27 protein-coding genes are annotated in these 23,086 nt (G+C 61.7%); 11 read left to right on the top strand and 16 right to left on the bottom strand.

Going from position 1 to position 23,086, the window contains the following annotated elements:
* Positions 1-78: 78 nt before the first annotated feature.
* The 3 genes from ACTAQJ_RS20590 to ACTAQJ_RS20580 are packed head-to-tail and all read right to left on the bottom strand — an operon-like array spanning position 79 to position 1,471.
* A complete protein-coding gene (locus tag ACTAQJ_RS20590; protein ID WP_498698985.1) occupies positions 79-354 on the bottom strand; it encodes a hypothetical protein in 276 nt (91 codons plus the stop codon).
* On the bottom strand, positions 320-784 hold the full coding sequence (locus ACTAQJ_RS20585) for a hypothetical protein (protein ID WP_498698984.1): 465 nt from the start codon (positions 782-784) through the stop codon (positions 320-322). The genes ACTAQJ_RS20590 and ACTAQJ_RS20585 overlap by 35 nt, the downstream gene beginning before the upstream one ends.
* 9 nt (positions 785-793) lie before the next feature.
* Complete coding sequence (locus tag ACTAQJ_RS20580) at positions 794-1,471, bottom strand: FMN-dependent NADH-azoreductase (protein WP_477513829.1); 678 nt, start codon at positions 1,469-1,471, stop codon at positions 794-796.
* A 166-nt stretch (positions 1,472-1,637) separates the two neighbouring features.
* Between ACTAQJ_RS20580 and ACTAQJ_RS20575 the strand changes: the two genes are divergently transcribed.
* The 3 genes from ACTAQJ_RS20575 to ACTAQJ_RS20565 all read left to right on the top strand — a co-directional run bounded on the left by ACTAQJ_RS20575 (position 1,638) and on the right by ACTAQJ_RS20565 (position 3,489).
* Entirely contained in the window at positions 1,638-2,264 is a 627-nt protein-coding gene (locus ACTAQJ_RS20575) for an HAD-IB family hydrolase (RefSeq protein WP_498698982.1), read from the top strand.
* An 84-nt stretch (positions 2,265-2,348) separates the two neighbouring features.
* On the top strand, positions 2,349-2,756 hold the full coding sequence (locus ACTAQJ_RS20570; RefSeq protein WP_442016146.1) for a winged helix-turn-helix transcriptional regulator: 408 nt from the start codon (positions 2,349-2,351) through the stop codon (positions 2,754-2,756).
* A gap of 16 nt (positions 2,757-2,772) precedes the next feature.
* On the top strand, positions 2,773-3,489 hold the full coding sequence (locus ACTAQJ_RS20565) for a thioesterase II family protein (RefSeq protein ID WP_498698978.1): 717 nt from the start codon (positions 2,773-2,775) through the stop codon (positions 3,487-3,489).
* 110 nt (positions 3,490-3,599) lie between these two features.
* Here the strand turns inward: ACTAQJ_RS20565 and ACTAQJ_RS20560 are convergent, their stop codons facing one another.
* The 4 genes from ACTAQJ_RS20560 to ACTAQJ_RS20545 form a co-directional block, all read right to left on the bottom strand.
* A complete protein-coding gene (locus ACTAQJ_RS20560; RefSeq protein WP_498698976.1) occupies positions 3,600-4,211 on the bottom strand; it encodes a flavodoxin family protein in 612 nt (203 codons plus the stop codon).
* A 65-nt stretch (positions 4,212-4,276) separates the two neighbouring features.
* Positions 4,277-4,522, bottom strand: a complete 246-nt coding sequence (locus ACTAQJ_RS20555; RefSeq protein WP_431116664.1) for an acyl carrier protein — start codon at positions 4,520-4,522, stop codon at positions 4,277-4,279.
* 89 nt (positions 4,523-4,611) lie between these two features.
* Positions 4,612-5,586, bottom strand: coding sequence for a beta-ketoacyl-ACP synthase III (locus ACTAQJ_RS20550; RefSeq protein WP_498698973.1), 975 nt, complete (start codon positions 5,584-5,586; stop codon positions 4,612-4,614).
* Positions 5,583-6,635, bottom strand: coding sequence for an AvrD family protein (locus tag ACTAQJ_RS20545; protein ID WP_498698970.1), 1,053 nt, complete (start codon positions 6,633-6,635; stop codon positions 5,583-5,585). Before ACTAQJ_RS20545 ends, ACTAQJ_RS20550 begins: the two co-directional genes overlap by 4 nt.
* A gap of 181 nt (positions 6,636-6,816) precedes the next feature.
* On the opposite strand from ACTAQJ_RS20545, the gene ACTAQJ_RS20540 reads away from it, so the two are divergent.
* Positions 6,817-7,653, top strand: a complete 837-nt coding sequence (locus ACTAQJ_RS20540) for an alpha/beta fold hydrolase (RefSeq protein WP_477513835.1) — start codon at positions 6,817-6,819, stop codon at positions 7,651-7,653.
* Positions 7,654-7,659: 6 nt separating this feature from the next.
* On the opposite strand, the gene ACTAQJ_RS20535 is transcribed toward ACTAQJ_RS20540, so the two are convergent.
* From ACTAQJ_RS20535 to ACTAQJ_RS20500, 8 genes are all read right to left on the bottom strand, one after another.
* Positions 7,660-9,189 (bottom strand): CYTH and CHAD domain-containing protein, encoded by a 1,530-nt coding sequence (locus ACTAQJ_RS20535; protein WP_498698966.1) that lies wholly within the window; start codon positions 9,187-9,189, stop codon positions 7,660-7,662.
* A 96-nt stretch (positions 9,190-9,285) separates the two neighbouring features.
* Positions 9,286-9,771: an SRPBCC family protein gene (locus tag ACTAQJ_RS20530; protein ID WP_477513837.1), complete on the bottom strand. Its 486-nt coding sequence runs from the start codon at positions 9,769-9,771 to the stop codon at positions 9,286-9,288.
* A gap of 176 nt (positions 9,772-9,947) precedes the next feature.
* Positions 9,948-10,397 (bottom strand): hypothetical protein, encoded by a 450-nt coding sequence (locus ACTAQJ_RS20525; RefSeq protein WP_498698961.1) that lies wholly within the window; start codon positions 10,395-10,397, stop codon positions 9,948-9,950.
* A 48-nt stretch (positions 10,398-10,445) separates the two neighbouring features.
* Positions 10,446-10,781 carry a PRC-barrel domain-containing protein gene (locus tag ACTAQJ_RS20520; RefSeq protein ID WP_431116671.1) on the bottom strand — a complete coding sequence of 112 codons (336 nt, stop codon included), beginning with the start codon at positions 10,779-10,781 and terminating at the stop codon, positions 10,446-10,448.
* Positions 10,768-11,196 (bottom strand): hypothetical protein, encoded by a 429-nt coding sequence (locus ACTAQJ_RS20515; RefSeq protein ID WP_498698959.1) that lies wholly within the window; start codon positions 11,194-11,196, stop codon positions 10,768-10,770. Before ACTAQJ_RS20515 ends, ACTAQJ_RS20520 begins: the two co-directional genes overlap by 14 nt.
* On the bottom strand, positions 11,193-12,422 hold the full coding sequence (locus tag ACTAQJ_RS20510) for an NRAMP family divalent metal transporter (RefSeq protein ID WP_498698958.1): 1,230 nt from the start codon (positions 12,420-12,422) through the stop codon (positions 11,193-11,195). The genes ACTAQJ_RS20515 and ACTAQJ_RS20510 overlap by 4 nt, the downstream gene beginning before the upstream one ends.
* A complete protein-coding gene (locus tag ACTAQJ_RS20505) occupies positions 12,419-12,925 on the bottom strand; it encodes a hypothetical protein (protein ID WP_477513838.1) in 507 nt (168 codons plus the stop codon). The genes ACTAQJ_RS20510 and ACTAQJ_RS20505 overlap by 4 nt, the downstream gene beginning before the upstream one ends.
* Before the next feature lie 934 nt (positions 12,926-13,859).
* Positions 13,860-14,624: an IclR family transcriptional regulator gene (locus ACTAQJ_RS20500; RefSeq protein ID WP_498698957.1), complete on the bottom strand. Its 765-nt coding sequence runs from the start codon at positions 14,622-14,624 to the stop codon at positions 13,860-13,862.
* A gap of 112 nt (positions 14,625-14,736) precedes the next feature.
* Here ACTAQJ_RS20500 and ACTAQJ_RS20495 point away from each other — a divergent pair, with 112 nt between their 5' ends.
* From ACTAQJ_RS20495 to ACTAQJ_RS20480, 4 genes are all read left to right on the top strand, one after another.
* The gene (locus tag ACTAQJ_RS20495) at positions 14,737-16,116 is read left to right on the top strand and encodes an SLC13 family permease (RefSeq protein WP_498698955.1); all 1,380 of its coding nucleotides are present in this window, start codon (positions 14,737-14,739) and stop codon (positions 16,114-16,116) included.
* Between the two features lie 40 nt (positions 16,117-16,156).
* Positions 16,157-17,398: a CaiB/BaiF CoA transferase family protein gene (locus tag ACTAQJ_RS20490; RefSeq protein WP_498698953.1), complete on the top strand. Its 1,242-nt coding sequence runs from the start codon at positions 16,157-16,159 to the stop codon at positions 17,396-17,398.
* Positions 17,395-18,267 (top strand): enoyl-CoA hydratase/isomerase family protein, encoded by an 873-nt coding sequence (locus ACTAQJ_RS20485; protein WP_498698951.1) that lies wholly within the window; start codon positions 17,395-17,397, stop codon positions 18,265-18,267. The genes ACTAQJ_RS20490 and ACTAQJ_RS20485 overlap by 4 nt, the downstream gene beginning before the upstream one ends.
* A gap of 87 nt (positions 18,268-18,354) precedes the next feature.
* Entirely contained in the window at positions 18,355-18,936 is a 582-nt protein-coding gene (locus ACTAQJ_RS20480) for a dTMP kinase (RefSeq protein WP_498698948.1), read from the top strand.
* 82 nt (positions 18,937-19,018) lie between these two features.
* On the opposite strand, the gene ACTAQJ_RS20475 is transcribed toward ACTAQJ_RS20480, so the two are convergent.
* Positions 19,019-19,753 (bottom strand): NUDIX hydrolase, encoded by a 735-nt coding sequence (locus ACTAQJ_RS20475; RefSeq protein WP_498698945.1) that lies wholly within the window; start codon positions 19,751-19,753, stop codon positions 19,019-19,021.
* Between the two features lie 104 nt (positions 19,754-19,857).
* Here ACTAQJ_RS20475 and ACTAQJ_RS20470 point away from each other — a divergent pair, with 104 nt between their 5' ends.
* The 3 genes from ACTAQJ_RS20470 to ACTAQJ_RS20460 all read left to right on the top strand — a co-directional run bounded on the left by ACTAQJ_RS20470 (position 19,858) and on the right by ACTAQJ_RS20460 (position 23,015).
* Positions 19,858-20,877 carry an SPFH domain-containing protein gene (locus ACTAQJ_RS20470; RefSeq protein ID WP_498698943.1) on the top strand — a complete coding sequence of 340 codons (1,020 nt, stop codon included), beginning with the start codon at positions 19,858-19,860 and terminating at the stop codon, positions 20,875-20,877.
* A 9-nt stretch (positions 20,878-20,886) separates the two neighbouring features.
* Positions 20,887-21,789 carry a diacylglycerol kinase catalytic domain-containing protein gene (locus ACTAQJ_RS20465; RefSeq protein WP_498698940.1) on the top strand — a complete coding sequence of 301 codons (903 nt, stop codon included), beginning with the start codon at positions 20,887-20,889 and terminating at the stop codon, positions 21,787-21,789.
* Between the two features lie 137 nt (positions 21,790-21,926).
* Positions 21,927-23,015, top strand: coding sequence for a type I restriction endonuclease (locus ACTAQJ_RS20460; protein WP_498698938.1), 1,089 nt, complete (start codon positions 21,927-21,929; stop codon positions 23,013-23,015).
* The last annotated feature ends 71 nt before the right edge of the window (positions 23,016-23,086 follow it).

The raw sequence follows: 23,086 nt of genomic DNA, 5'->3' as shown, positions 1-23,086 counted from the left end.
CTACGGCACAGCGGATGGCCGGACGAACCGGTGAGCAGGATCCAAACGGATGTTTCCTTGTTACTGCAGGACCCGCTGTTACTGCAGGACCCGCTCCCGTTCGGAGCGCACGTCCAGCTGCGCGTATTCCTCGGCTGCCAGGCGTGTGGCGTCCTGGGGACTCATGCGCGGCTCAAGGTTGAACAGGGAAGCAATCCGGACAAGACGCTCCTCCACAGAACCGGACACAACATGGAAGGGGATGCCCAACTCGTCCATGGTGTGCTGCAGGATCTCATCGGACATGTTCCGGAACTGATCGTTGACCGGGCGGTGTCCATCAGCAGAGAGCGGAAGCTCGTTCTTCAGGTGCACGAACACATCGAAGGAGTTCTTGACGTGCCTCTTGAAGCTGTTGCCCAGGCTGGTCATCACCTCTTCGAAGAATGCGAGTTCCGGAGTCTTCTCCACGCTCTCCCCCGACCGCGAGGTGTGCTGAGGCACTGGGGTTCAGCCCGAGGGAAACCCGCACGGACCCGTAGATCCATTCCTGCAGCGATGAACCGTCGGAGATGAAACCATCCGAGAGCTTGTCCTCGTAGACGGCACGCTCCACATGACGGGTCACGATCATCTGGATGAGCTCCGCCGCAGTGCATTCCTCGAGGGTCTTGCCAGGGGCGGCCTCGGGCAGGATTTCGCGCATGGTCCTGGCCTTGGTGCGGGGCAACCCGGTGTAGTGGGACAAGGCCATGGACGTAAACGTCTTGCCCGAGGAGTAGGTACCCGAAATGCCGATGCGCACAGGGAGCTCCTAGTCGTTGACGAGCTGGAGGGTACCCGCGGCGCTGAGCTTGCCGGCGAACTCGATTGCGGCGTCGCTCAGGTCCGCTTCTGCAACCTTGCGGGTGCCATCGACGTCGCCGTTCAGGACGGTGGGAGCGAAACGGACGTGGGTTGCGTCCTCGATGCCCACAAAGTTCAGCCAGTCAGCGAAGAACGTGCTGCTGAAGTCGGAGCCGAAAGCGGCCGGAACACCCGGGGCGTAGACCCCGCTGGTGTGGATCGCAAGGGCCTGCTTGCCTTCCATGAGGCCGCGGTAGCCCTGCTCCGGGTCGAAGCCGAAGCTCCAGCCGGGCTGGGTGATGATGTCGATCCACTGCTTCAGCACGTAGGGGACTCCCGAGTTCCACATGGGGATGTTGAAGACATACGCGTCGGCTGCAGCGAACTGATCGAACACAGCGCGGGCGGATTCCCAAGCGGCAACCTGCTCCGGCGTCTGGTCCTGTCCGGTGAAGACAGCCATCTTGGCGGCAGCCGCGATCCGACCGAAAACAGGCAACGCACCGTCGTCGAACAAGTTCAGGGTCTCCAGCTCAAAGCTCTCCGGACCGGCAGCCTGGACGGAGTCGATGAAGTGCCGGGCCAACCGCAGGGAGTCGCTGTTGGCGTAGCGCGGAGAGGCGTTGATGTGGAGGATGGTAGGCATTGGCTTCCTTTCGAGGCTTTGCTGCGGGGACGTTTTGTGCCCCGTATTCGATCCTCACGGACATCACATCAGCGCGTAAGAACGCACTTTTTTGTGCCTAGGGCACCTCAAAGTGCCCTCCCCTGCAAGGCTTCCATGTGCCGGAGCGGTCCCTAGGATTCTTCCTGTGGAAGAATCCGGAAACCCCTTGCAGGCCGCCTACACCGATATCGACGGCACCGTCACCGCCTACAACACCATCTTCGAGTTCCTCCGCTTCGACGCCGGCAACTCCCGCAAAGCCGAGGCGGAGGACTTCCTTGAGGGCCTGCGGGCCGCAGCCAGGAACGGCGTACCAAGATCCGTGACGAACGCCCGGTACTTCAGCTGGTGGCGGGGCCGCAGCGTGGGCGAAGTCCAGGAACTCGGCGAGCGCTGGGCAGATTTCCAGGCCAGCTCACCGGACGGTTGGTCCTTCCTGGAACCCGTGACCTCCCTCCTGGACAAACACACCGCGGAGGGACGGCGCATTGTGGCGGTCACGGCGTCGTTCGAGCCTGCTTTGGTACGTGTTCGACGGCGGTGGCCCCAGCTCGAGCTGCTGTGCACGTTCCCTGCTGCCGCGAATGGCATCTATACCGGCGACATCGAGGAAGCCTTGGTAGCCGACGCCAAGGCGCGAGCCGTGGCAGCGCACGCCGCCGAATTCTCGGTGGACCTGTCAGTCAGCTTCGCCTATGGGGACCACAGCTCGGATCTTCCTTTCATGGCATTGGCCGGAGAATCGATGCTGGTCACCCCGGCGGCAGTTTAGGGTTGAGTCGCCGTTTCCCCACCTGTAACAACCCCCAAGTAAACTGTGGCGAGCAGTCCATTTGATGAGGAAAGTATTGGGGAAATGACTCTCACGGCTGAACAGAAACGCATGAAGGCCCAGAAGCACTACAACGCTTCCCTGGATCTTTGCCCGGCACGCCAACTGCTTGAGGCCATCAGCAGCAAGTGGGTCACCTTGGTGATGCTGGCACTGGAGGACGGGCAGCAGCGGCACAGCGACCTCCGCAAACGGATACCCGGCGCAAGCCAGAAAATGTTGACCTCCACGCTCCGCTCGCTTGAACGGGATGGGCTGGTCCTAAGGCATGTGACCGTCTCCGTCCCCGTGCGAACTGACTACGAGCTCACTCCCCGCGGACATTCCCTCCTGCGGATCATCTTCGAGATGAAGGAGTGGGCCGAGGAACACATGGACGACGTCGCCGCGTCCCGCATGGAGCACGACCGCCACCGGCTCGCTTTCAACTAGCCCCAGGGACGCCGGCATGCACCTGTTTTGCCTGCACCACGCCGGCGGAACCACAGCCAGTTTTGCCGGCTGGCGTTTCGACGGCGTGCACGTCACCAAGCTCGCATACCGCGGCAGGAATTTCCGTTCCGTTGGCGGTGCCGCAGCCGCTATGGCCGAACGAATCGCAAGCTCGCAGTCCGGGCAGGTGGCGCTCTATGGCCACAGCCTGGGCGCCGTGCTCGCCTTCGAGGCCGCCCTTCGGCTTCAGGAAACCGGGCGGGTGGTGCACGTGTTCCTCGCAGCCGCGCGGCCGCCGTCGGGAATGTACGACGCCGGTGCTGCCGCGGCAGCTGATTCCAGCGCCCGGTCCGGCACGGCACAGTCCGTGGCGGCCCTGTCCGGTACTTCGCTGTCCGTGGCCGCCTTGTCCGAGCACGTGCTCAGCACGACCGCCCTGTCCGAGCGGGCCCGGGAGGTACTGGTTGAGGATCTGGCATTGTTGGAGAGCTATCCCGGCAGGCTGCCCGCCCGCCAGTTGGAGGTGCCGGCCACAGTCCTCTACAGCTCTGATGATCCTGTGGTTACGGCTTCAGAGTCACTGCGCTGGGCGGACTGGTGCGCGCAGAGGCCACGATTGATCGAGGTCGTGGGCGGGGGCCATCTGTTCCATGTCGGCAACCCGAAGGTCCAGGCGATCGTGGCAGCCACCCTTTCCGCCGAGGCGACTCATGACACGCATGCCCCGGTGTGACACGCAAACTGGTTGTGACACTGAAACTGATCGGCGCCACGGAAAAAGCCTGGCGACGCGCGGATATGGGCGTCGCCAGGCTTTTTCCGTGGCCCTGAAACGAGAAAGCCCTAGGCTCCCGCGCTCACGAGCTCGCGGTCAAGAGCGGTCTTGCCGGCGGCGAAGATAGCGGCCATCTCAGCAACCCGCCGCCCCAAGTGCCCTGCAGTAGCGATGTCTGCAGGGTGTACGCCTTCCACACCGACGTCCGAGAATGTCTGGGCGGCGGCACCGTTGAAGTAGCCAAAGCGGTTGAGATCGTTTTCGCTGCCTTTGGTGCTCTTCCATCCCGGGAGCAGGCCCAGGTTGATCCAGTTCATGCCGTGCTGGGCAGCGAAAGTGGAGAAGTAGTCCAGAGTGGAATTCTTGTCACCGCCCTTGCAGGCGGCATTGGTAAAGCCGGCACCCAGCTTGTTGTGCCATTTCTGCACGGCCCAACGGCCTGCGGTCTTCTCGGCGAACGCATGAAAGGCCGCAGGCGCGGTGCCCATGTAGGTGGGGGCGCCGAAAATGATGGCATCCGCTTGATCGATGAAATCCCAGGATTCCTGGGTGAGCTCATCCACGCGCAGGAGAGCCGTTGTGGCTCCGGTGGCGGCGGCAGCGGAAACCACTGCGTCTGCCAGGACCTTGGTGTGGCCCGAACCTGAATAATAAACAACTGCAATCGCCGGAGTGGCCATGGGTGTCCTTACTGTTTGTACTGTCTGGTCCTGTTGTACTGCGTGGTCTTCTTGTGATGGTGTGACTAGATGGCGGGCTGCAGGGCCAGCTTTTCCGTGACCATCGTGGCTGCGGCGCGGGCGCTGCCTGCCTCGGTGAGTTCGAATTCGTCCACGCGAACACCGAATTTGTTGCTAAGGATCACGGCGGCTTCAACGAGTGACAGTGAATCGATGTCAAGGTCAGCGAACGAGTCGTCCGGTCCCATGTGGCCGAGCTCGTCCATGGTGGACCCGATCGCCCCTACGACGTCCATAGCTGTAATTTCCATTTGTTTCCCCCTTTTACAGGTGGCCCGGGTTAGCCGGCGCCACAGTGGTCCTGCACGGCACCCCGGCCTGCAGGAATCGGTGTCCGGCCCTAGTGCGGGTCGACAACCGAGATCGATGGCCAGGTCATGGCAATGGCTCCCCAGGTGGTTCCTCCGCCAAAGGCCGTCAGGACCACCTTGTCTCCGGGGCTCCTGTGGCCTCTGGTTCCGGCGTCGGTCATGGCCAACGGGATGGATGCGGCTGAGGTATTGCCCACCCTGTCCAGGTGGACCTCGGCCCTGGATCCTGGAATGCCGGTCACCGAAGCAACGGTGTTCAGGATCCGGAGGTTCGCCTGGTGTGCAATCAAGGAATCCACGTCGTCGGCAGCCCAGCCAGCGCTTGCGAGCACTGTTTCCACGGAACCGGACATCGCCGCGACTGCCTGCGTGAACACCTCCTTGCCCTGCATCTCAAAAAATGAACCAGGACCTTCCGGCACGTGGATGAGCGTTTCGCCCTCGCCATCGGAGTGCAGCGTTGACGCCTTGATGGCCCCTGGTTCGTCTGCTGTTCCGGCCGACAGGTAAGCCGCGCCCGCTCCGTCCCCGAAAATCACCGAAGTGGTCCGGTCCGCCGGATCGAGCAGGCGGGTGAAGGTGTCCGCGCCGATTACGAGTGCCGAGTCCACGGATCCTGATCGGATGGCCCACGTGGCGGTAGTCAAGGCATAGACAAATCCGGAGCAGACAGCGGACACATCGAATGCAGCAATGCCCCTCAGCCTCAGGTTCGCTGCCACCTTGGGTGCCGTGGCAGGGCAGACCTTGTCCGGCGTCGAGGTCGCCACAATCAAGAGCCCAGCTGAATCGACGCCGGCACTGGCCAAGGCGCGCCGCCCCGCCGTGGTGGCCAGGACGCTGGTGCTTTCCGTTTCGTCAGAGTGGCGGCGTTCGGCGATGCCTGTCCTGCGCCTGATCCATTCGTCGGAGGTGTCCATGACAGCAGACAGGTCTTCGTTGGTGACCACCTTTCTGGGCAGGGCGCCGCCCAATCCCCGGACTACGGCGGATGCGGCACTCATTTCTTATCCCCCACGGAAGCACTTGCTGCCGCAACATGGGACGGCAGTTGGTGGGCAACGCTGCATACTACTTCGCCGCCGTCGAACGTTCCTACGACGTCAGCGCAGCGCCACCATCCGCCGTCCTTTTGGATCAACCGGCTCTTCTGCAGCCGCACTGCAAGGCCGGTCCCCTGCCCGCCCCCATTCTTCGGGCAGGAGCCGTTGAGTGTGATGCGGGTTTTGCGCATCCACAAGGTGTTGCTGTCCGCGCGGTTCATGGAATCGAGCCGGTACAGGAGAACCTGTCCCAGCTGCAGCGAGGCAACAAAGTACTCGACGGCGGATAGCGCCTGCGGGTAAGAGGCCTCCAGCCCGCGGCGGTCATCCAAGCATCGGGACAGTGAGGGCTGCTGGCGGAATGAGAGCTGCGCGCGGGCCATTCCTTCGCCGGCGTCTCCTTCACTCGGGTCCAGGACGACGTCCAGCAGCGAAACCTGCCGTTCTGCCCACAGCCCACCATAGAGTCGCGTGCTGGCGTCCCCCACCAAAGCTTCCTCGGACGGCGATTGCACTGACGCGAGCCCGAGCTCGGCGTGCTCATGGGCAACTTCCAGTACTGCGGTCATGGACGCAACAGAACAGCGAAGGACCGAAGCGTGTCCCAGGTCCTGCAGCGTCGCCCGGCATTCGAGATCGCCCAGCGTACCTTCCACCGGCTCACTGCCACCCGAGATGGTCACCGACGCCAGGTAGGCAGCAGGCAACAGTTCGGGTGAATAGCGGCTGGCCAGCAAGGCCTCTGCCATCCTGGCAGCCAGAACAAGGACATCCGTGGTGCCAAGGTGCGGTGTTTGCTCGGAGTTCCCCTTGATGGACCACGTACCTTCAACGCCAAGAGCGGCGCGGGCCGTGAGCGTGGATTCGGAGACCGTATGGTTCACGCGGAGTTCCCGCAGCCTTGGGTTGGTGGTCTTGTAGCCGTGGCTGAAGAACCGACGGCGACCGTCGCCCAGGAGTTCGTCGATGGAGGTGTAACTCCGGGTGCTGGAGCGTAGGGCAAGTGGCATGGGTATTCCTAGGATCGTCATCGGCGGTGATCCTAGAATCCATCGCGCAGGCGCCGGCAACCAGTGTCCGTGGATGGTGGTGGTGGGAACACCACGCTCTGCGCTGACGAGCGTGTCTCTGGGTGCCTGGACAGTAGGCTGGAGCTGTTCCACCCAGAACCGCTACGAAGGGACTTGAGTTTTGGCTTACATCACTGTCGGAAACGAAAACAGCACCGAGATTGAGCTCTATTACGAGGACCACGGGACGGGCCAGCCAGTAGTCCTTATCCATGGGTATCCGCTGGACGGTTCATCGTGGGAGAAGCAAACTGCTGCCCTCCTGGATGCCGGCTACCGCGTCATTACCTACGACCGCCGTGGCTTCGGCAAATCCAGCAAGCCTACAGTGGGCTTTGACTACGACACCTTCGCCGCAGATCTCAAGACGCTTCTGGAAACCCTGGACCTCAACGATGCCGTGCTGGTGGGCTTCTCCATGGGCACCGGCGAGGTTGCACGCTACATCAGCACTTACGGTTCCGCCCGCGTGGCGAAGGCCGTCTTCCTTGGTTCCTTGGAGCCGTTCATGCTGAAGACCGACGACAACCCGGACGGCGTCCCGCAGGATGTCTTCGATGGGCTGTATGAGGCTGCCACGGCAGACCGCTACGCCTTCTTTACCGATTTCTTCAAGAACTTCTACAACAGCGACACCTTCCTAGGGACAGAACGCCTCAGCCAGGAATCCGTGGACGCCAGCTGGAACCTTGCAAGCCAAGCGGGCGCCTTCGCGTCCGTGGCCGCACAGCCCACATGGCTGACGGACTTCCGCGCGGACATCCCCAAGATCGATGTTCCCGCTTTGATCGTTCACGGCACCGCGGACAACATCCTCCCCATCGACGTCACAGGGCGGCGCTTCAAGAATGCACTGCCCAGCGCCGAGTACCAGGAGATCGAGGGCGCACCCCACGGTCTGTTGTGGACGCACGCGGCCGAGATCAATGAAGCGTTGCTGACCTTCCTCAAGAAGTAGCATCCCCTACTTTTTGAGCCGGAGCTTCCGTGCTTTCTTGCCGCCACGCAGATACTCCTGTTGCGCGGCGTCGGCCTTTGCGCGTTCGGCGGCATGAAGCAGGCCGTACGTGAAGGCACTGTTACCGGCACCGGACGCAGACCCCAGCTTCAAAAGCTCGGCGCGGGCCATGGCGCTGTCCTGATGTTCACCCAAAATGGTCTGGACATCATGGACAGCGTCAGCGAGCTTTGCGGCGCGCTTCCCGTGGACACTTTCAGCGGTGGCCGCGGCGAAGCGCAGCTTCTTGGCAGTCTTGCGGACATTGTGAAACGCCGTGTCACGTGAAGGCCCGACGGCGGCACCCACCGCGGCGTCGTGGCGTTTGGTGAGGCGTTTGGAAGCTTTGTTGACGAGTTTCGCTGTGGTCTTGCGTGCGGGCCCGGTTCCTTGCGGCGCAATTCCAGGAGAGTCCAGGAAGGCTTCGAGCCCATCCAGAAGCCGGAAATAGCGGGGGCTGTTGAGCCGGGTCCTGATTGCTGCCATCGCCGTGTCCGCCCGAACCTTCATCCGCTCATCCAGCTCAGCGTGAAGCGGACCCAAAACCAGCTTCATTGGCAGTTCGTCCACATCCTTTCGGAGCCGCTCATGAAGGACCTCTACATCCCGGTAGCGTCCAAGAGTCGTGGCCAACGATTTCAGTTCGAGCTCAAGTTCCTGGACCGGGGAACCCTTGAAAAGCTTGCGGTAACTGTGGAGCACCGAGCGGATCCGCCGGGTCAGTGACCGCATCTTATGGACGGAATCGTCACGGTTCATTCGCACGTGCGCGTCCTGCAGGAGCAACTTGGCCACCTGGGCGTCGAGGTAGTTCAGTACGGGTACAACGGCCGGACCCTTGCGGCTGGGAACCTCGCGACCGGCACCCTTTGCACGCGGCCAGGAATCTCCGAGCGCTGTTGCCAGTTTGGAAGTGCGTTCGCTGGGGCTCGCCCCGGCCTCAATAAGCTGGGCTGCGACGGCGTCCAGAATGTCATCCCCCTTGTCCGCGTGCCCGCTACCGTTGAGTTCCACTTCCCATTCGCGCCACTGCTGTTCAGTGGAATCCGCCACCGAAACAAGGGCCCGCACGTGGTCATCCACGAACTCCGCCACCCGCCCGCCGTCGTCCTGGTAGAGCGGGTAGCTGGTGCGTTCGGTGTTAAGCGTGGCGACTGCAATGACCGCGTGTCCGCGCGTGTAGGCAAGGATCCGATCCATCAGTTCCACCGGCACGGTATCGGCCTGGCCCAGGGGCGCGTGGATTTCGGTGCGACGTCCTGGGCTGTGGGGAAGCTTGAGGTGCCATCCGGCGTCGGGACCACCTGTCCGCCGTCGCAGAGTTATTCCGCGGGCGGCAAGCGCGAGATCGCTGGTGTCAAAATAGACCGCTTCGAGGCTATGGGTGACTGGCTCGCCCACGCGGGCAACGCCGTCGATCTTTTCAAGCGTGGGAAGCGGCGTGGAAGGATCGACGTCGAACTTCCGTTCTGCCTCTACGTTGCTGGACGTTGCCATCACTTCTCCTTACTGGAGCTTATTCTTCGTGGCACCCGGGGAGGCCGGCCCGTTCGCTGGCCGACCTCCGCGGGTAAGAGGCTTACACGAAAACCTTTAAACCAATGCTCCTCCGCCTTCGTCAACATCGCCACCGGATACGGTGCCACGCCAGGCGCCGGTCTCATGTCCCTGGGCCTCGATGAACTTCTTGAACTTGTCCAGGTCTGCGCCCACGCGCAAACTGTCGGCTCCGACTGCCGAGCCGGCCTTTTCGGCGAGGGTGTCCGGCTCCCAGTCGATCTCTACATTGACGCGGGTGTGCACGGCGTCCAACGGTTCAAAGGTCACTGTTCCTGCATTGCGCGGGCCGTCCACGCTCGCCCAGCTGACCAGGGAATCGGGCACCTGTTCGATGATCTGGGCGTTGTATTCGCGCTTCACGCCGCCCACGTTCGTCGCGAAGTGGAGGGCCGTATCATCGATCTGCTGCACGGACTCCACCCCGTTCATAAACTCGGGAAAAGTCTCGAACTGCGTCCACTGGTTGTAGGCAACGGACACGGGGACATCTACTTCAATTGATTTATTGACGGTAGCCAAAGGTATCGCTCCTTCAATGTTCTCGTCTTGTAGTGCGTTTATATGTACTGCGATTTATATGTCCTGCGCTTTAATGTGCCGGACTCTTTTGAGTCCGGTAATGCCGGCGGCGCGCCAGCCGGCTGGCTGCATAACCGTCTGGCGCGCCTGTCTTATGGGCGCGCCCGGGTTACGGCCTAACCTGCGTCGAAATCCTCTTCGTCGTCGTCCTTGGGTGACTCGTCCCGGGGCAGATCAGTGCCGCTGCCATCGGCCAGGGAGTCGGCAGGCTGGTTCAGATTCTGCTCGGCCTGGGACTGTTCGTCGATACCGCCAAAGCGGCCTGCCCCTGGTTCGCCTGCGCTGTCCGAGTCCTCGGGATCGAGGTGGCTGAGATTGGGTGCGCCGGTTGCATATGTTTCGCCATCAGGGCTGTCCTCGCTCAGACCGGCTTCGCTGAGGTCCTCTTCCACGCGGGGCTGCGCCTGCGATCCGCCCGCTTCCTGCTCTGCGGTAGGGGTGCCGTAGCCCCCCGCTTCCTCTTCAGGCGTGGCGTTCTGCTTGTCCAAGTGACCTGTCCTTTCCATGCGGTGGAACGTGTTAATGGAACACTTCGAACCTATAAGGACGGTTGGCGACGTGTCCATGCTTTGAAGAAATTAGTCAGCAAACTTAGCAATTTCATGCTTGAGGCACTATCGTGGCAGCCCCGATTCATAGGCCACGTAGTCCGGACGAAGCACCACCTCCTGTGAACCCATCATCGCGATGTCCTCCCACAGCACCAGGAACGATCCCCGATGCCACCAACGCAACAACTGCGCCACCGGCCATGGCTGCGTCATCCCTTGCCTCTCATACCCCAGGAAAGACGACGCCGTCCGCGGACTCACAATGATGCCCACCAAGCGGGCTTGGCTCAGGAGCTGGGTTGGTGCCGAGTCCAGGGCGAAGCGGGCGTCCGAAACCTCCCCCAGCCGTTCACCCTTGCTATCCACAACGTCACTACCGAGCAGGTCAGTCAGGATCATGGCTACCTCCCGGGATCCGGCCGATGACGTGGTTCCGAAGCCACCGCTCCACCCACGATGCTTCGAGCGAGTCCGAGCGCACACCTACAGTGATAACGGTGTCCACGCCCGATACGACGTCCCAAGGAATACGGATCAACCTGTTCGACGGCGGCCTGCCGCCGAAGATCCGCGTGCCCAGTACCGGACCTGTCAGCAAGGCCGTTATGCTCGGCGGTGCAGCACCTTCCGGGATGGGCTCATCAGGCGCGGGACCACTCAACTCGAGGTCGTCGACGGTGGTGACGGGCACGCCGTCGACGTCCAACACCTGCCGATCCAACAAGTGGAGCTGGGCGTCCAGGACCAAGCCTGCCGGGCGTGGCGCAGGCCTGATCTCACTGGGCTCGATCTTTCTGCGTTTGGGCGTACTCATGCGCCTGCTCCGGTAACGATCATGAGTGGAATGGCAGCCAAGGACGCTGCCAGGATGATCACCAAATACACCAGCCCGGCGATGTTCACGGCCCTGTTATTGACGTGCTCGCCCATATATTGGGGATCGTTCGCGACAATCAGGATTGGCAGATAGGTTAGGGGCAGAGCGATCGCGGAGAACACCACCGAATACTCGGTCACAAGGATGGGATCCACCCCAGTGGCGAGGACAGCGGCACCCGCCAGAAGGACCACGATCATGGACATGTGGAACCTGGCTGCCTGGGCCGGCCGCCGGAACTTTCCCCACGACCAGCCAAAGAACTGCGCCAACGTGTAGCCGCTTGAAAGCGTCGTCTCCAGAGCTGCCCCGAATGTAGCGGCCACAACGCCCAGAATCAGCACGGCCAAGGCCAGCTGTCCTCCCGCCTGGGCAACGGGCAGCGCCACTTGCGACAGCGTGGTGACGCTGATCCCCGCAGGCAGGAGGACGACGGCGGCGCAGGCGGCGATCGCCACGGAAAGGAACCCACCCAGCGGGAAACCGAGCAGAACGTTCATTCGGGCCTGCAGCAGATCCTTGACCTTCCACTTTTCCTCCACAGCGCCCGAGGAGAAGAAGAACACCTCGTAGGGGGTCATGGCAGCTCCGAACAGTGCGATGGCAAAGTACCAATACACGCCGGGGCCTTCCTCCTGCGACACGGACGGCGCGAATGCCTGGCTGGCCAGGACACCCCAATCGGGCTTGAGCAGGAAAAGCGCCACGGCAAAAACGATCAAGGAAAGTCCCAGGAGCCCGGTGACGTTTTCCATGATCTTGAACTTCACCCGCCAAATAACCAGCCACACGGCCAGCAACGCAACGGGGACCCAGAGCAGATAAGCCACACCGCTGGCCAACTGCAGGGCAAGGGCGATGCCGCCGATCTCGGCGGTGACCGTCATCAGGTTGATCAGGAAGGAAGCAGCGAGGTTGGCTAGCCCGGCACGCGGCCCCATTCGCTCACGAATCACCTCGAAGGTTGCCCGGCCTGAGACGGCCGCCACCCGTCCTGACATATTGGCAAAGAGGCAGATTCCGACGACGCCGACCACCACCACCCACGCCAGAGAAAGCCCAAAGCGTGAACCTACTACGGCGTTGGTCACCAAATCCCCGATGTCAACAAAGCCCCCGATCGCCGTCAGGATGCCCAGTGCAACACCGAGGAGCCGCTTCACTGGATGCCGGCCTTGGTCATGAGGGCTTTGAGCTGATCGGTGGCATTGCGCAACTCACCCAGGACTTCGGGCAGGCCGTGTGCGCCTGATCCCGGTTGCCCCTGTTCAGGGCCGCCGCTCGGGGCAGTCAACGCATCACGGGCATGGAGCATCGCGCGCGAGATGGTGGCGAAGGAGGTCAGCATGTCATCCCGCAGCGACTTTTCCTCCTCGGTGGGAGCGGTGAAACCTTCAACTTCATCGGTAGCGGACTCGACCTCCCCCAACATGTCATCTGCCGCAGTGGACCCGGCAGCCGCCGTCGTGCTGTTTTTGATCCTGAGGTCTACAGCCAAGGTGGCAGCTTGGACGGCGGAGAAGACGTCTTTCGCCGGTCCCTTAAGCGCCTCGGGGGAAGGACGCTGTGAGCATGCGGTCAATGCTCCGGCGAGTACCGCCAGAGCCAGAAGAATCGTCGCCAGGCGCCTGCCGTATTGGCTCACGATGGCTGCGGAATCTGGCAACCGGCTTGTGGATCCATCCCTGTGTAATTAAGGGGCCCGGCCAGAATATTCAGGGCGATGGTCGCAAACTGCGAACACTGCGCGGGTGGGGCGTTGTAATAGCCGCGTTGGCCAGCCGCTATTGCTCCAATGACGAGCCACACAACTACGAACAGCCCAATAATTGAACCGATTCGCATTTCTTCCCCAATCAATAAAACGGAAACCCAGCTATTACTACTTACTGGGCGGCCAAGGGCGCGGTCGGGGCAGGGATTCCTGTCCTGCCCTCGACCGCAAAACCCATGTCAATCCGAAGGATTGGTTTCGGTAGTCAAACCGCGATCATCTGCGGTCCGCTCATCCTTTTCTTCTGCCGGCCCGGGTGGATTCGCTGATTCATTCCCCCCGGCATCGGCGGCATCTTCCGAACCTTCCCCGGATGCGTCGCCAACAGGTACCTGATCATTGGAGGCGTGTGCCCCAAGATCACGTGGGATCGGATGACCTGGTGTCGTGATCCCATCGTGCACCTGGCTGAAGCCGGCAACTTCGGTTGGATCAGTTGTCATACGCGTGACCGGCCCCGGCCGAGAACCCAGCCGATGAGCGCCAGGACCAGCAGGATAATTCCTACCCACAGCAGGAAACTCAGGGCTTGGTTAAACCGCCAACAAGCAGCAGCACGATCGCAATGACGCCGGCAATCACCAATAGTGTGTTCATCTAAGCTACGCATCCCTTCAAACAAATTTGTCCAGTTAGGAAGGCGTCCGCTGGGACTCCAATTGGAGCTCCACCCCAAAGCAACGGGCACCGAACGGAGAAATGATCTCCTTATTCCGTACTTACCCCAAATGACAACAGTTCAAACAGAACCGCTGCCCTCCGAAGCACGTGCACAGCATCATGATAGGCGCGCATTCTGTTCCGGCGAAGTATTTCGACAGGAAACTTAGTACCTCTTCCCCGAAAAGGCTCCGAGTGCCTGGCTGATCTCCCGCGCAGTACCCGCAGCGGCCTCTCCGTGTTCCTGATACTTGGCAGGCACGATCCTGCTCGACGGCCCGGAGATGGAGATTGATCCTGCCGCCACACCGCCCGGCCCCAACAAAGGAACCCCGATTGAGGTAATTCCCGTACTGAGGCCCTGTTCATTTATGGAGTATCCGCGGGCGCGGGTTTCCCCGATCATGGCCCGGAGTTGCGCCGGGTCAACGACGGTTTGCGGCGTGAGGGCTTCAAGGGGTGTGGCCAGATAGTCATCCACGATGGCGTCGTCAGCAGCGGACAAATAGGCAATCCCGGTGGAGGAGGCATGCATCGGCAGTCGAGACCCCAGGGGAAGGAAAGCCCTGAGGACGTGGGGCGTGTCGAGGCGTTCGATGATGAGCATGTACCCGCGGTCCGGGACCGCGAGGTGGACAGTCTCCGTTGTGTCCAGCTGCAATGCGTTCAGGGGGCCCATGGCGGCGTCGCGGATAACGGAGCCGCTGCTGCCCCGGCTTGCGACGGCAAAAGCATGGTTGGTCAGGACCCACTTGCCCGCCTGCGCTTCAGACTGCGCCACCCATCCCAATTCCGCCAGGGTCCTTAGCATGCGAAGGACCGTAGCCTTGGGGACGTCCACCTCACGGCTCAGCTCCGATAGGCCCGCCGGCTGGTTGTCCGACACGGCTTCAAGAACCCGGATGGCCGTGACCACACTCTGCGTACTCATTCACACTCCCCCTTGACCGCTCGCTTTCTTATGACCTACGGTACAGGCGATTTCCCAGAATGAACCATTGGTTCATCCAGTGAACCGACGATGTTTGATTGGAGAACGGGTCTTGGAACAACAAATAGCTGCCCTCGCCATCTTCGTGGGCGTCTTTGTCCTGGCAACCCTGCGCAAAGTGCACATTGGCGTGCTCATGTTCGCAGCGGCTGCCGGCGTTGGCGTTTGGATGGCAGGGATGACCATCGACAAAGTGGTGGCGGGCTTCCCCATCGGGATCCTCGTCCTGCTGGTAGGTGTCACGTACTTCTTCTCGATCGCCCAGGCCAACGGAACGATCGACCGCATCATCGAGATGGCCATCACCAAGGTAGGTGACTGCGCCTTCTTTCTGCCCATCGCATTTTTCGCGCTTACCATCGGCATCTCAGCCATGGGCTCCCCCTTGGCAGGCTTGGTCATGGCCCCCATCGGCATGCCACTTGCCAAACGCTATGGCATCGACCGCATGCTGATGGGCATTGCCATTGGGTCCGGCCTAAGCGCGGGTGGCTTCGCGCCAACCAGCCTGTTCGGCATTGTCACGTACGGCACAGCCCGAGCGGCAGGGATTGACCTTGATCCCCTGGTCCTCTTCAGCGTCGCCCTGGGAACCAATCTCCTGCTGCTGGCCGCCGCCTATGTCATGTTTGGTGGATTCAAGCTACTCAACACGCGTACCGCTGACGGTTTCGGCACCCAGCTGCCATCCTTCAGCGCAAGCCGCCCGACGCCGTCGCACCCCTTTGAGCGCGAAGGCAACATTGCGCGCGGCAAGCAAGCAGCCGTCCAGGTCCTTGACCCGGCATCGGCGCCGGAGGTACCGGCGTCGGCCTCAAAGCTCAACCGCAACCAAATCATCACGGTGCTGTGCATGGCCGGGCTGGTTCTTACCGTCATCCTCATGTCGGTCCTGGGCTCAAATCCGGACATCGGCATTCTCTGCTTCGCCTTCGCCTCAGTCCTCACCCTCTGCGATCCGCAATCCGGAAAATCGGCTGTCGCGAAGATCGACTGGTCCACCGTGTTGCTGGTGGGCGGGATCATCACGTTCGTCGGAGTGCTTCAGACCATGGGAGCCGTTGCAATGCTCGGCGAAGCAGCGGGCGCCGTCGGGACTCCCCTGCTGGCCGCGCTGGTGATCTGCGGGATCGGCGGACTCATCTCCGCGTTCGCCTCCACCACCGGAATGCTCGCGGCGCTGGTGCCGCTGGCACTGCCACTCGTGGCCTCCGGGGACATTGCCGGGTGGGCTGTCATCGCCGCGTTGGGCGTGTGTTCCTCGATCGTTGACGTCTCACCGTTCTCGACCGTCGGCGCCACCTTCGTAGCCACGGTCGATGCAGACGAGCGGCCCCGCATCACCAGGCTCCTCACCCGCTGGGGCTTGTCCATGGTGGTGGTCGGACCCCTCCTGCTGGTCGGTGCACTGGTGGTTCCGTCCAGCCTCTAGCTTCCTTTGCACACTCTTCTACGCACGAAAGGTGCCCACCATGCTCAAACCACTCCGCGGAATCACCGTGGTCGATCTCAGCCGAGCCCTCGCGGGACCCTACTGCACTGCACTCCTGGCCGATATGGGTGCCCGGATCATCAAGGTAGAAAGCATCAATGGGGGCGATACCGCCCGCCAATGGCCGCCGTTCCAGGATGGCCACAGCCTCTACTTCGATTCTGTGAACCGGAACAAATCCTCTGTATGTGTCGATTTCTACTCGGCCGAGGGACGCGACATCCTCTCCACGCTGATAGCCGAAGCCGACGTCCTGGTGGAGAACTTCAAACCCGGCACCCTGCAGAAGATGGGATTCTCCTCGTCAAGATTGGACGAACTCAATCCCGAACTCGTCGTCGGATCCGTCACCGGGTTCGGCAATACTGGACCCCTTAAGGACCACGCCGGACTGGATCAGGTCATCCAAGGAATGTCCGGGTTGATGTCGGTCACGGGATCAGGCCCCGGCGAGACGTACCGCGTGGGGATACCGATCGTGGATATCACCTCGGGAATGGTGTGCGCGTTTGGGATCCTCGCAGCGCTGCTCGGAGCCCGCAACGGTGAGAACGCCAGCAGGGTGTCCACTTCGCTTTTGGAAACCGCGCTGAACCTGTCTGCTTTTCAGGGACAGAAGGCGCTCAGCCTCGGCGAAGCACCCACACCGCAGGGAAACAACCATCCCGTCATCGCCCCCTACGGCAAGTTCGCCACTGCCACCGAACCCATCAACATCGCAGTGGGCAGCGACAAACAATGGAAGGCATTCTGCGGCCTGTTAGGCATTCCCTTGGCAATAGAGGATCCCCGCTTCATCACCGGGGCGGACCGCTCGGCCAACAGGCAACTGCTTACCGAACTCATCGAAGCTGCCTTGGCAGTCAAACCGGCAGCCGAATGGGTGCCGTTGATCAGCCAGGCTGGGATCCCCTGCGGCCCCATCTACAACTACACACAGGCTCTGGCCTCCGAGCAGGTTGCCGCTCTGGGTCTTGTCCAGCACAGCCAGCGGCGGGATGGCTCTGAACTTCCACTCCTACGCGGGCCTCTGAGCCTGGACGGCGAGGCCAGCGAAATCCTGTCGCCCCCGCCGCTTCTCGGCGAACACACCATCGAAGTACTCATGGAACTGGGAATGACCCACGACGACGTCACCCGGCTTGAGCGCGAGGGGCGCATTCTGTGCGGGCCGGCATCGGTTTCGGTTTCGGTTTCGGCACAGATTGGAGGCCAGCGATGAGCACAGTTTCGCAGGCGTTTCGTGTTTCCCGTGATTCCACAGAGGGCCCTGAGGGCCTCGTGGGCCTCGTGGACCGCATGGCGGTTTCGGTGGCTGATGGCATTGCCACCGTGGAAATCTGCAACCCCGCGCAGCGCAATGCCCTCACCAAGGCCATGTGCCTGGAAATCCAGGAGCTGATGCCCAGGCTCGACGCCGATCCCGATATTGCCGTGGTGGCTCTACGCGGTGCGGGCGACACTTTCTGCGCAGGGGCTTCCATCAGCGAGCTTTCGTCCGTGCTGTTGGATCCCCAGCCGGACGGTTCGGTGGTTGACCACCTCAGCTTGGCCGATCACGCCATTGCATCTCTTTCCAAACCCACAGTGGCCTTGGTTGACGGCGCTTGCATGGGCGGAGGGTGGCAAATCGCCTCTGCCTGCGACTTCATCATCGCCAACGAACGTTCCGTCTTCGGGTTGACCCCGGCCAAGATCGGCATCATCTACCCACGCCCAGGGATTGAACGGCTGGTCCGGCTGGTGGGGCACGCCAACGCCAAATACGTCCTCCTTACCGGGCAAACATTTAGCGCAACGCAAGCCCAAGCGCTGGGTTTGGTGGCCGACGTCGTTCCTTCTGCGTCCTTTGAACAACAGTGCGAGGCGCTTCTTGGTTCCCTGCGGAGCCGCTCGCGTTTCTCGGTGCATTCCATGAAGCGGTTGGTGGACCTGGAAGCTGCGGATGCTTCGGATGCCGGGCAGCCTGACATCGATCAGGAATGGGCTGCGGCCTGGTCCGCGATGCCCAATAGTCCTGACATGGAGATCGGCATCAGCGCGTTCCTGAACCGCGAGCAACCCCGGTTTACGTGGCGGCCTCTGGGGTGAACGGGCCCTGCCCAAGACGTGATCTATGCCTCAACCAGGGACAAGGCCGGCCTTTCCTCCGTTGAACTAGAGACGACGGGAGGCCCCATGCTCATTGTTCTGACAGGAATAGACGGTTCAGGAAAGACGACGGCGGCCCGCGCCTTGGTGGATTCGGCCCGCGCTGAGGGGCGGAACGCGCTGCTCCTCAGCAACCACGCTGCACGGCGACGGATGTCGCTCATTTCCGACCGATTCGGGTGGAAGTTGCCGCCACGCGGTGCCGATTTTGTAGAGACGTGCATCCGCGTGGGCAACGTCCTTGTTTCACATGCGCGAGCCCGGAGTTTCAGCGGCCTGGTGGTCATGGACAGGCATCTGTACTGCCAGCTTGCGCTGCGCCGCGCTGCTGGATTGAGCCGGGGCCGGTTGCTCCCCTGGCTGCTGGAAAAGCTCCCCGATCCGGACCTCATAGTGCACTTGGACGTTGACCCGCGCCGTGCTCATGGACGGGTCATGGCGCGGGGCGCCGACCACGAAGATCTGTCTGAGCTGGAAGCTTTCCGGGCCGCCTACCGCTCCCTCCCCGAGTTCGCCGACTTCCTCGGGGTAGACGCCAACGGAACACCCGACAACGTGTTCGCCGAGTTGAACCAGGTCATCGCCGCGAAGGAGTGCGTCCGGGTTTGAACCCAACTGGCTGGCAGTAGAGGTTGTTCTGAACGCTGGGAACAACCACTACTGCCAGTTACTTTGAATCTCGGGCTGGCGGTTAGTCGCGTGGGCGCATCAGGGGCGGGTTCAGGACCGCCCGCGTGGGCTGGCCCGGCGTCGGGCGTGCTTCCGGGACGAGCCGGAACAGCGCAGCCGGGCGGCCGGCGTCGCCCGTTGTCATGCGCCCAGTATCCTCGAGGAAGCCGGGGGTTCCTGTCGCTTTTCGATGGAAGTTGCGCGGGTCCAGGCGGGTTCCCCACACGGCTTCGTACACCGCCCGGAGCTGGGCGATAGTGAATTCCTCGCCGCAGAAGGCTGCGGCCAAGGGTGAGTATTCAAGCTTGGACTTGGCGCGTTCCAAGGCGTCGTCGAGGATTCTCGCGTGGTCGAACGCCAGCTGGACGCTGCCGTCCAGAACCTGGTTCACGGGGTACCAGCCAGCCTGCTCCGCATCGCTGCCCGCCGCGAGAACGGGAAAGTCCGGCGCCAGCAGCAGGTGGGCAACGGTGAGGACGTCTCCCCGGGGGTCGCGCCCCTTCGGGCCGTAGCTCCCCAATTGCTCAAGATGGCCCGGGAGATGTTCGACGCCGGTCTCCTCCGCGAGCTCCCGGCTCGCCGCCTCGAGCAGTTCTTCGCCGGCGAGGACGAAACCGCCCGGCAGGGCGAGCTTGCCTCGAAACGGCTCGATCAGGCGGGTAATGAGCAGGACATTCAGCCCGCCGTCGCGAACAGTTAGGGCAACGACGTCGACGGTCACCGGAAAGCGCGCGGGCGCCGCTTGGGATTCAGGCATGAAGCAATCGTAGAGACTTATCGTCACCTTGACAATAATCCTAGGTCAGCCGTAGTGTTTGGTTATCGTCAAATTGACGATAACCAAACGAAAAGGAGAGCATCATGGCCATCATCAAGCGCTACCCCTGGATCAACCACTTCCTTGGGAGCCCCACTGGCTACGTCGTGCACCTGCAGAAGGGCACAGTGAAGCACCAGGGAGTAGGACAGGCATTCTGGTTCCGGCCTGCGAACTCCGTACTGAGCGAAGTTCCCGTTGACGATCAGGAACTGCCCACGCTGTTCCACGCCATCACCCGCGACCACCAAGACGTGAGCGTGCAGGCCAATGTGACCTACCGCTTCATCGATCCTGTCGCCGTTTCCACGCGCCTCGACTTCGGCCTTCAAACAGTAGGATCCGCACCGGCAACGGGCCGGGAGCAAGTGTCCACGATCATCGGCCAGCTCTGCCAGAGCCACGCGATCGACCAAATCGCCGCCACCACGCTCGCCGAAGCACTCGAACGCGGAGTCAGCCAACTACGGCTGGTCCTCACCGATGCGTTGCGGGCCGACGCCAGGCTTCAGTCCACGGGCATCGAAATCCTCGGTGTCCAGGTCCTCGCGGTGCGGCCCGAGTCCGACGTCGAACGCGCTTTGCAGACCCCGGTGCGTGAACAGCTCCAGGCCGAAGCGGACCGGGCCGTGTACGAGAGGCGGGCAGTCGCCGTCGAGCGTGAACGTACGATTTCCGAAAACGAGATGGCGAGCCAGATCGAACTCGCCGTACGACGTAAAAACCTGGTGGCACAGGAAGGTGCCAACGCACGGCGGAGTGCCGAAGAGAAAGCGGCCGCGGGACTCATCGAGGCCCAAGGCTCCGCGGAACGAAAGGGAATTGGGGCCGCCGCTGAAGCCAACCAGATCCGCTTGGTAGGTGAAGCAGCCGCAGCCCGGGAAGCTGCCACCATGGAGGTTTACCGCGGGATGGAGCAGGCTACCCTGCTTGCCCTCGCACTCAAGGACGCAGCCGGATCCCTTCCGAACATCGGGAATCTGACCATCACTCCGGACCTGCTGAGCGGAGCGCTGGCAGGGTTGTTCAAGGAACCAGCCGCAACCAGCGAAATCACCAAGTAAGGACTCGCTATGCCAACCCCGAGAATCGTCTTCGTCCACCGGCGGACTGAACTCCAGGAACTCCTGGACCGGCATGCCACCCGTGGGCAGGCAGAGTTCTTCCTGCGCACCCGGGGCCGCAGCATGCAGGATGTTCAGGACCGGCACGATCGCCTCACCGCCGCCCTCGCGACGGTTCGGGCGGCAGTTCCTTCCGAATGGCGGCAGGCCGAAGTGGAGCGCGCTGACCTGAGCCGGTTCCTCCTCACAGCCGAGGACGTCATTGCCGTGGTGGGCCAGGACGGTTTGGTGGCGAACGTGGCAAAGTACCTGAACGGGCAGCCGGTCATCGGTATCGATCCTGAGCCCGGCGCCAATCCCGGCATCCTTGTCCGGCACACCCCGGCGGCCGCAGCTACGTTGCTGGGTTCGGGAGATATTGCACGGCTTCACTGCCAGAACCTCACCACTGTGACAGCAACGCTCGACGACGGCCAGCAGCTTTCGGCGCTGAACGAAGTTTTCATCGGGCACGCCTCGCACCAATCAGCGAAGTACTCCATTACTGCGCCGAGTTTCACGAACCCCGGCGGACAGACTGAGCGGCACTCGTCGTCGGGCCTTATCGTTTCCACGGGCACCGGCGCTACCGGATGGTGCGCCTCGATTGCCTTGGAACGGGGCGGACGGGCACTGCCCGCACCCACAGACCCCCGGCTTGCCTGGTTCGTTCGCGAGGCATGGCCATCCCCCGTCACCGGTGCCTCGCTGACTGAAGGTCTGCTCGAAGCGGGCGAGGCCCTGCGGATCACGGTGGCCTCCGACCAGTTGGTGGTGTTCGGCGATGGCATGGAGGATGATCGGCTGACCGCCTCGTGGGGGCAGGAAATCACCGTTCAACTGGGGCAACGGCCCTTGCGGCTGGTTGTCTGATTCTTAAGCTGGCAAGGGAACCGTTAGGCCGGACATGATGATTTGAATGCCCAGCCTCGGACGACTATCCCTTCTGATTAATGCCAGCACTCGCTACTGTGGGCTCACTAATCGTTCCTTAGACCATGGGGGTCAAATTGGAGTTTGCAGAACGACTTGCGGCGCTGGCAGCAAAGGTTCGCCAACAGCGCGGGGTTATAGAGACGGAAGAGGCAACGAAAAACGCCTTCGTCATGCCATTCATCTCGTCAATTCTGGGCTATGACGTCTTCAACCCATTGGAGGTTGTTCCGGAGTTCACGGCAGACGTCGGTGTAAAGAAGGGCGAGAAGATTGACTATGCCATCGTGAAGGATGGCGAAATTCAGATCCTCATTGAGTGCAAGAAGTCGATCGAACCGGTAAAGATCGAACACGCATCCCAGCTCTTCCGCTACTTCGCGGTAACCAACGCGAGAATTGCAATTCTCACCAACGGCGAAACCTATCAGTTTTTCACTGACCTCGATGCACCCAACCGTATGGACGCTAAGCCGTTCCTGGTCCTGGACTTAAACGATATTGACGAGACTCTCCTCCCGGAACTCCAAAAGCTTTCCAAAGACGTTTTCGACCTTGATTCCATCATTGGGGCAGCGAGTGAACTGAAGTACATCGGAGAGCTCAAGAGGACACTAGCCGCACAGCTCCGTGAGCCGGAGGACGAATGGGTCAAGTTCCTCACTACTCGCGTCTACACAGGACCGTATACGCAGCGTGTTCGCGAGCAATTCACCATGCTGGTGGGGAAAGCAACAAAGCAATTCCTGAACGATCAAGTCAACGAGAGACTAAAGAAAGCTCTCGGCGCCCAAGCCTACACAGCAAACGATGAGGTCGCTGCTGCTGCTGTCTCCAGCAAGCCGATCGCTGAGGCGGACCTTGTAGAAGCCGACGCCATTGAGACGACACTCGAAGAAATTGAGGGTTACCAAATCGTGCGGGCCATTGTGTGCAGCGAAGTGAAACCCACGCGGGTGGTGCAACGGGATGCTAAGTCATATTTCGCCGTTCTCCTCGACGACAACAATCGCAAACCGATCGCTCGGCTTCACTTCAATCGAAGCCAGAAGTACCTCGGGCTCTTCGATGCGAACAAAGAGGAAACGCGCGTACCGATTAGCTCGCTGGAGGAGATCTACGACCACGCCGACGCACTCCGCGGGAGCGTGAAGAGCTACCTCTGAATTTCCACTGCAAAGGGACCGGCTGGAAGGGGCCCGGTTAAAGAAAATCAGCCCGAGCCGTGAGGCGAGCG

It is taken from the genome of Arthrobacter sp. alpha11c (assembly GCF_054149985.1).
This window is presented reverse-complemented; position numbering and strand designations above follow the sequence as displayed.